Origin of the sequence: Wocania arenilitoris, from assembly GCF_021728535.1 — a bacterium.
GTDB lineage: Bacteria > Bacteroidota > Bacteroidia > Flavobacteriales > Flavobacteriaceae > Wocania_A > Wocania_A arenilitoris.
In genome coordinates this window covers 76,889-85,143 of the sequence record NZ_JAKKDU010000016.1, presented here as the reverse complement: position 1 = coordinate 85,143, position 8,255 = coordinate 76,889, and the positions used below count along the sequence as shown (strand labels likewise).

6 protein-coding genes are annotated in these 8,255 nt (G+C 30.9%); 2 read left to right on the top strand and 4 right to left on the bottom strand.

Annotation, left to right across the window (positions count from 1 at the left end):
* Positions 1-185: 185 nt before the first annotated feature.
* From L3X37_RS12990 to L3X37_RS12980, 3 genes are all read right to left on the bottom strand, one after another.
* Complete coding sequence (locus tag L3X37_RS12990) at positions 186-1,196, bottom strand: DUF6588 family protein (protein ID WP_237240606.1); 1,011 nt, start codon at positions 1,194-1,196, stop codon at positions 186-188.
* Positions 1,197-1,385: 189 nt separating this feature from the next.
* A complete protein-coding gene (locus tag L3X37_RS12985) occupies positions 1,386-2,720 on the bottom strand; it encodes a Gfo/Idh/MocA family protein (protein ID WP_262910829.1) in 1,335 nt (444 codons plus the stop codon).
* Between the two features lie 14 nt (positions 2,721-2,734).
* On the bottom strand, positions 2,735-4,141 hold the full coding sequence (locus L3X37_RS12980; protein ID WP_237240605.1) for a 3-keto-disaccharide hydrolase: 1,407 nt from the start codon (positions 4,139-4,141) through the stop codon (positions 2,735-2,737).
* A 148-nt stretch (positions 4,142-4,289) separates the two neighbouring features.
* Here L3X37_RS12980 and L3X37_RS12975 point away from each other — a divergent pair, with 148 nt between their 5' ends.
* On the top strand, positions 4,290-5,330 hold the full coding sequence (locus L3X37_RS12975) for a LacI family DNA-binding transcriptional regulator (protein WP_237240604.1): 1,041 nt from the start codon (positions 4,290-4,292) through the stop codon (positions 5,328-5,330).
* Positions 5,331-5,452: 122 nt separating this feature from the next.
* Here L3X37_RS12975 and gyrB read toward each other — a convergent pair whose 3' ends face one another.
* The gene (gene gyrB / locus L3X37_RS12970) at positions 5,453-7,402 is read right to left on the bottom strand and encodes a DNA topoisomerase (ATP-hydrolyzing) subunit B (protein ID WP_237240603.1); all 1,950 of its coding nucleotides are present in this window, start codon (positions 7,400-7,402) and stop codon (positions 5,453-5,455) included.
* A 576-nt stretch (positions 7,403-7,978) separates the two neighbouring features.
* Between gyrB and L3X37_RS12965 the strand changes: the two genes are divergently transcribed.
* Positions 7,979-8,251, top strand: coding sequence for a hypothetical protein (locus tag L3X37_RS12965; RefSeq protein WP_439654839.1), 273 nt, complete (start codon positions 7,979-7,981; stop codon positions 8,249-8,251).
* The last annotated feature ends 4 nt before the right edge of the window (positions 8,252-8,255 follow it).

The window sequence follows — 8,255 nt, the reverse complement described above, 5'->3', positions numbered from 1 at the left end:
TGGAACTAAATCATCATAACTGGGTGGTAAAAGACTTAACTGATCTTGGTTGTAGGTCTTAAAAATGACTTTTCTGCTCATCCTTAAAGTTAAGAATTTACTAGAAAATTTGCAAAAAAAAAAAAAGACTGCCTTTTCAGACAGCCTCTTTTTTTAACTAACTAATAAACTAACTAAAACAAAAATTATCTAAAACTAAATGCAATTCCAGCTGATGCTGTATTGTATTCTTGTAACGTATAATCTGCAAATATTTTGAAAAAGCCTAGGCTTAATCTTACGCCTAAGGTTGTTCTAAACCCACTAGCGTTAAAATCTAAATTTATTGGATCTGTAACTGTTTCGGTAATTGTTGGTCCAGCTACAACAGGTGTATATTCTAAATCGTAAGTTCCTAACATTTTTAAAGTAGAATTACCTCCGCTATAACCTAATCCTCCATATATATTTATAATTGGAAAATTTAACGATGCTATGACTTGAGCAGTAAATGAATTTAAATCGAATGTTGCGATTTGATTTTGCCCAGGAATTGTATTTCCATCCATATTATAATTAACATCCATAGAAGTGTAAGCTGCTAATAATGATACATGTAACGGTAATTTATCTAATGGTCCAAAAATGCTTGTAATTTCTTTTTTTAGTCCTAACCCCAATAATTTTCCTTTAACATCATCGCTTCCTACTTCAGGTACTAATCTCACCATAACATCAAATTTGTAAGGTAAACCCAAACTCAATTGTACAGCTGGTGTAGGAACTGCGTTTAAAGGTAGGTCGTCTTGAATTCCAGAAGGCATTACAAAAGAAGCCGTAACTGATTGTCCTTGAACTGTTGCTCCTACCAACATTTGAGCACCATCACCAGAACCAGCTAAAGTTGGACTAGTTGCAGAGGCAGAAGTTATATTCGTTAAACCTAAGTTTCCAAAAGTGATTAGCTCATCCTTATTAGGAACCATTGAAGCGTTAAAACCAATAGAAATATCGAAACCTAATTTTTTATGAACCTTAGCTGTATGATACCAACCACTATTCATGCCATAAATTAAACCTGCTATTGCTGGTTTAGAATAAGCTTCTGTTAACTTATTTGCATCACCTTGAGCTGCTAATAAAATACTTTCTAATTCTTGGGAGTTTGAGATTTGAGTTGCTAGAAAAAACAACATAAGTAGTGTTAACTTTTTCATTTTAATTAATTTGGTTAAATCAAATGTAATAAAATTTTTCAAAAAACAACACTTTATCGGTAAAAATTTACTTTTTAACGGTATTTTATGTAAGTTTCAGCTAATAGAAAATTAATATTTAAAGACCTATTCTACAAAAGGGCTAAAATAAATTTACCTTAAATTACTTAAATAAAAGTTTGTATTAATTTATAATTTAGGCTCCCAACCTTCTTGATATTCTCTTTTCCAGAGTTGCATTACCTTATCATTATTTAAAACTTTACCAGTTTTAGAATCTATTTTTAAAGTTTCTCCTGCATCTTGTGCCATATTACCTAAATGGCATAGCATTGTAGATGTACTAGCATCTTGAATATCAGAATTTAAACTTTTATCTTTTCTAATAGCATCAAAGAAATTACTAACATGGTATACATCTAATCCACCAATACCTCTAGTGTTTGTAGTTGCGCTGGTATTTTTTTCAAGCTCTTCCTTTATAAGGTTTCCTTGTAAATCAAACAGCCTATAGAAATTACGATCTAATTGTATAGAGCCTTTACTGCCATAAATAGTAGTACCTCTACCTCTTTCAGGTTTCATTACGCCTCTACTATGCCCTGTCCAAGTAATAAATTTATCATTAGCGAACATATAAGTAACCTGTTGGTTATCTACAAATTCCCAATCATCATTATAGGTGTATTTACCTCCAAAAGAGGTTACGCTTTCTGGCAAATCAACTCCTAATGCCCATCGGCAAATATCAATTTCGTGTGTTCCGTTGTTATGGATTTCTCCTGTTCCCCAGCTACGAAACCAATGCCAATTGTATGGATGAATGTTATCCTTATAACTTGTTCTAGGTGCTGGTCCTTGCCACAAATCCCAATCTAATGTTTTAGGGATTTCTATTTTGTTTCCAATACCTATTGAACCTCTATTGTTAGAATAATAAGCCTCGCCTTTATAAACATTTCCAATAATTCCCTCTTTTATATCCTGAATAGCTTGCATTGAAGTTGGAGCAGAACGCTGTTGGTTACCCATTTGCACTTTTTTACCATATTTTTTTTGAGCAGCAACTAAAAGATCATTTTCATAAGGATTATGGCTACAAGGTTTCTCAACGTAAACATGTTTTCCTGCTTGCATAGCTAGAATAGACATAGGTGCATGCCAATGTTCTGGAGTTGCAATAAAAACAGCATCTACATTTTTATCTTCTAAAATCTTTCTAAAATCTTTTTCTACTTTAGGAATATATCCAATATTCTTTTTACACCACACATTGTGTTCCTCTAAAATGGTATCATCTACGTCGCAGTTATAAAGTATTTCGGCATTTAAATCTTGATGAATGGCTATTATATGTGCTTTTGCTCTACTTCTTACTCCAATAACGGCACAACCAATTTTTTCATTTGCCCCTAGTATTCTAGAATAACTTTGAGCAGACATACTTGTTAATCCACTTGTTAATGTAACTCCTACTGCTCCAACTGTAGCTTTTTTTATAAAATCTCTCCTGTTTGAAATCATGTTTAAGCTGTTTTTTAATTAAACTCTCTTATTTTTACACTTCTAAAATGTACGGTATCTCCGTGATCTTGCAATAAAATGTGACCACTAGCCCATTGTCCAAATTTTGACCACTTACTATATTTACTATAAGCCACTAAGGCTCTAAACATTTGAGAAAACCTATTATATTCTATAGTTTTTTCGTTGTTTAACCAATGTTCAACTTTTCCGTCTTTTACTACTATTCTTGCTTTATTCCAATTTTCTATACCTTTAAATTGTTTCCCACGACCGGGTGTAGAAAGATTTTCGGCTGTGATTAAATCGTAAAGCGAACCTAAAGTTCTATTTCCTTTAACACCTTGTTTTGCATCTGGGTGATTTTTGTCATCTAAAATTTGAAACTCGCAACCTATTGCAGAACCGGCTTCTTTATTTAATTCAGGATCTACAAAGTATTTAATCCCACTATTAGCTCCTTTGGTTAATTTAAACTCTAACTCTAATTCAAAATTACTAAAAACGTCTTCTGTAATAATATCGCCTGGCCCAGTAGATTCTCCTCCATCAGTAGCCAAAACAGATAAAACACCATTATTTATTTCCCATCCGGATTTTGGAAAATGATTTAGTTTAGCTCCTTTCCAGCCTTTTGTTGTTTTTCCATCCCATAATAATCGCCAACCATTTCTTTTTTCATTATCGGTAATCTTATTAATTAAATAACTCATTTCTCGAGCTTTTGAGCTCACATGCCAACGTTCTTTTTCTAAATTTTCTGTTTTTATTCTAATATTTCTCCATTTTATTTCTTTACCAGCATGAGCTTCATTGTTTCCAATACCATGTACTTGAAGCGCTATAAATCCAGATGCTGTTAAGTCATCAACCAAATTAGCACATTGTATGCCGTTAATCCATGTTCTTATAGAGTTTCCAATAGCTTCAATCCTACATGTGTTCCAAACACCATTTTTAAAAGCTGTTCTTCCTTTAGGGTTAAGCGACAATGGGTACATCCAACCTCTCCTAGCCTCATCGTAAATACCACCACTAAATGCTCGTACACTTGGATCTAATTCAAATTGATACCCATGTACTCTTCCTTTTTTATAAGATTTAATGCTATTAGTTCTAAACTGAACTCCACTATTAATTTCTGGATCTAAAAATACGTCAAATTCTAAAATAAAATCATTGTAATTACTTTGAGTACATAAAAAACTATTAGGTATTTTGGTTTTTGTAACGCCAACAATTTGACCATTTTCAACTTTATACTCTGCATCTCCATTAAGTTGTTTCCAACCTGTTAAATCTTTACCATTAAAAAGAGACACCCAACCGTCGTTCTCTACTTGTGAATAAGACTTTGTACTTAAAAAAGTAACTAAAAAAAGACTTGTAAAAAATAATAGTTTAAATTTTAATTGTATCATGATTTTATAAAAAACTGTTTTAAATTAAATCTTCGTGTACGCACACGTAAAATTACAAATTTATATGATATGTACAAGCTTTACACAAAATAAATAATCAATCTTTTGTATTTTTGCAATTTAACTTAAAATTAAACACCTATTACCTTTGATAACAATTAAAGATATTGCAAAAAAAGCTAATGTATCTATAGGTACTGTAGATAGAGTGATACATGATAGACCAGGTGTTTCCAAAAAAACCAAATCTCATGTTGAAAAAATAATTAAAGAACATAATTTTCAAATAAATAGGATAGCTAGCACTTTGGCTCTTAATAAAAGTTATAAAATTGCCATACTAATACCTGAGTCAAACAATGAAAATGAGTTTTGGTCACAACCTAAAAGGGGTATAGAAAAGGCAACCGAAGAAATAAAAAATTTTAAAACATCTACAACTTTTTTTCTATTCAATCAATTTGATCCAATATCCTATACAAATGCATTTAAAAAGATTATTAAAGACAAGTTTGATGCTGTTTTAATAGCCCCTGTATTTTACAAGGAAACAAAGAGTCTTATTCATAATTTAGACAATAACAACACACCTTATATATTTATTAACATTGAAATAAAAGATTTAAATCCAATGTCTTTTATTGGTCAAGATTCTTTTAAAAGTGGTTATTTAGCTGGTAAATTAATGAATTTAATGATTCCAGATTTAAGCCATGTATTAATTCCTATACTAAGATTAAATAAAGATAATTATTTAGCAATTAATAATAGAATACAAGGATTTAAATTCTATTTTAAGAAAAAAAACAATTCCATTAAGATAGAGGAAGTCCTTATTTCTAATATAAAAAACCAAGAAGCTATAAATATAGCATTAGATAAGCAGTTTACAATAAATAACAAGATTAAAGGTTTATTTGTTCCATCCAGTTATACTAATTTAATCGCCAATTATATTGAAACATATAATCTTCAAGATATTAAAATAGTTGGATATGACACTAATGACAAGAACAATCATTTTTTAAAAAATGAAACTATTGATTTTTTAATTAGTCAAGAGCCCTACTTTCAAGGGTATAAAAGCATAAAACTTTTAAGCGACTATCTTTTGCTTAATAAAAAACCAGATTCCATTTATCATTCTCCGCTACGGATAGTTTCTAAAGAAAATATTAATTTTCCTTAATACAAATATTGATTATATTATTAGCTTATCCATCATTAATAATGAGCTTGCCGAAGCTGAAAATAATTGTCGGTAACTTAAAAATATGGTATAAAATTTATAAACCTTCTTTTTCTTTTTATCTACGCATCAATATTTGCATATATGGCATTCTTTTCAATAAAATCCCTACGTGGTGGAACTTCATCTCCCATTAACATTGAAAAAATTCTATCTGCCTCTGTACCATTATCTATTTGTACTAAGCGCATTGTTCTAAATTCAGGATTCATTGTAGTGTCCCAAAGTTGTTCTGCATTCATTTCTCCAAGACCTTTATAACGTTGAATTTTTGAACCGTCACCAAACTCTGCAATAATTTCATCCCGTTCTTGATCAGACCATGCATATTGCTTTTTAGCCCCACGCTTAACTAAATATAAAGGCGGTGTTGCAATGTATATATGCCCATTTTCAATCAATTCTTTCATATATCTAAAGAAAAATGTTAGAATTAAGGTTGCGATGTGAGAACCATCAATATCGGCATCACACATAATAACCACTTTATGATATCGCAATTTTGAGAGGTTTAGCGCTTTACTATCTTCTTCTGTTCCTATAGTTACTCCTAAAGCTGTAAATATATTTTTAATCTCTTCATTTTCAAACACTTTATGTGTCATAGCTTTTTCAACATTCAAAATTTTACCACGTAATGGTAAAATAGCTTGAAAAGCTCTATCACGACCTTGTTTTGCAGTACCTCCTGCCGAATCTCCCTCAACAAGAAACACTTCGCATTTTGCAGGATCTTGCTCAGAGCAGTCACTTAATTTTCCTGGCAAACCACCAATACTCATTACCGTTTTACGCTGAACCATTTCACGCGCTTTTTGGGCTGCATGACGTGCTTGAGCTGCTAAAATTACTTTCTGTACAATAGTTTTAGCATCATCTGGATTCTCTTCTAAATAATCGGTTAACATTTCTGAAACAGATTGACTCACTGCAGCAGAAACTTCTCTGTTACCTAACTTAGTTTTAGTTTGGCCTTCAAATTGTGGTTCTTGAACTTTTACCGAAATAATAGCGGTTAAACCTTCACGAAAATCATCGCCAGCTATATCAAATTTTAATTTATCTAGCATACCAGATTCATCAGCATACTTTTTTAATGTGTGTGTTAATCCTCTACGAAAACCAGATAAGTGCGTTCCTCCTTCGTGTGTATTAATATTGTTTACATACGAGTGTAAATTCTCAGCATAGGAGGTATTATAAATCATTGCTACCTCAACAGGAACACCATTTTTCTCACCTTCAAAAGCAATAACATCTTTCATTAAAGGCTCACGTGTTGCATCTAAGTATCTAATAAATTCTTTTAGCCCCTCATCTGAATGAAATGTTTCACCTTCAAATTCACCATCTTCTTTTTTAGTTCGTCTATCTACTAAATGAATTGTAATGCCTTTATTTAAAAATGCTAGTTCGCGTAAACGACTTGCTAAAGTATCGTAACTATATTCTAAGGTTTGTGTAAAAATGGTTGGATCTGGCTTAAAAGTAACAATAGTTCCTCTTTTTTCAGTGGTTCCTACTTTTTTTACAGGATATAAGGTTTTACCTCTCTCATACTCTTGTTCCCAAATTTCTCCATTTCTGTAAACAGTAGCTTTTAAATGTTCTGATAAAGCGTTTACACAAGATACACCAACACCATGCAACCCTCCTGACACTTTATAAGAATCTTTATCAAACTTACCGCCTGCTCCAATTTTAGTCATTACAACCTCAAGCGCTGAAACACCTTCTTTTTTATGTAAATCGACAGGGATACCTCGACCGTCATCTTCGGTAGTTATCGAATTATCCTCATTTATAATAACCGTAATATTGTTACAATGACCCGCTAAAGCCTCATCAATCGAGTTATCTACAACCTCGTAAACTAGATGGTGTAAACCGCGCGTACCAACATCGCCAATATACATAGAAGGACGCATACGCACGTGCTCCATTCCTTCTAAAGCCTGAATACTATCTGCCGAATAATTGTGTTTATTAAATTCTTCTTTTTCTTCGCTCATAATTAATATTTATATAAAAATTTAAAGTTTAGTTTTATGTCATAAAAAAATGACGCAAATGCATCATTTCATCACTAACAAATATACGAAATATAGATGCTTTTTTTTAGATTTTTGGCGTGTTTAAATGATATTTATCAACAATTGTTAATTACTTAAAAATGTCTTAAAACGCTTGAAATATGTCTTAAATTAGATTTTACTATTTTATTTACCCTTATAAAATTAATAAAAACTAAAAAACGGCTAAAACGAGATATTTTAAGTTTGTTTTTCCTTTCTAAAGTCTCCAATTAAAGGCTTACAGAGCATAAAATTATCCTTTTTTTTAAAAAAATTTAAGATTACATTTAAAACTTTAAAAACATACTTCACAAATACCCTTTCATATTTTTAAATAATACCATGTTTACATATAAATTTATAACGAAATTTTACTAATTTTCAATATTTTAAAACAGATTATCCTAAGATTTGACTTGAATTAAGTTTAAAAGCTTTAATACTTAAACTCCGTGAAAACTTTTGTAATTTTACCTCCTAAAATTTCCACTATAAAAATTAAGATTTAAAAGCATGAGTAAAATTATGACAGTCGACATTTTGTCGAGTATTAAAGGAGCAGAACCCTCTGAGGCTGTGAACAAATTATTTGAAGTAATTAAAAACGCTAATTCAACAAATAACACCTTTAATAATGTTTTTAATAACAATAATTGCATTTGTTTAAATGATTTAAGAGATGATGTTGTGATTGAAAGTTCTGAAACTGAAAAACAAATCATCAAAGAAAACTTCCCAAAAGAGAAAGATGGTTATTTAGTAGTAGCTAAAGTTATTGAAGAGTAAAATT

Coding starts and splice junctions, on each gene's coding strand:
- L3X37_RS12990 (WP_237240606.1), bottom strand. CDS start 1,196: ATGAAAAAGTTAACACTACTTATGTTGTTTTTTCTAGCAACTCAAATC.
- L3X37_RS12985 (WP_262910829.1), bottom strand. CDS start 2,720: ATGATTTCAAACAGGAGAGATTTTATAAAAAAAGCTACAGTTGGAGCA.
- L3X37_RS12980 (WP_237240605.1), bottom strand. CDS start 4,141: ATGATACAATTAAAATTTAAACTATTATTTTTTACAAGTCTTTTTTTA.
- gyrB (WP_237240603.1), bottom strand. CDS start 7,402: ATGAGCGAAGAAAAAGAAGAATTTAATAAACACAATTATTCGGCAGAT.
- L3X37_RS12965 (WP_439654839.1), top strand. CDS start 7,979: ATGAGTAAAATTATGACAGTCGACATTTTGTCGAGTATTAAAGGAGCA.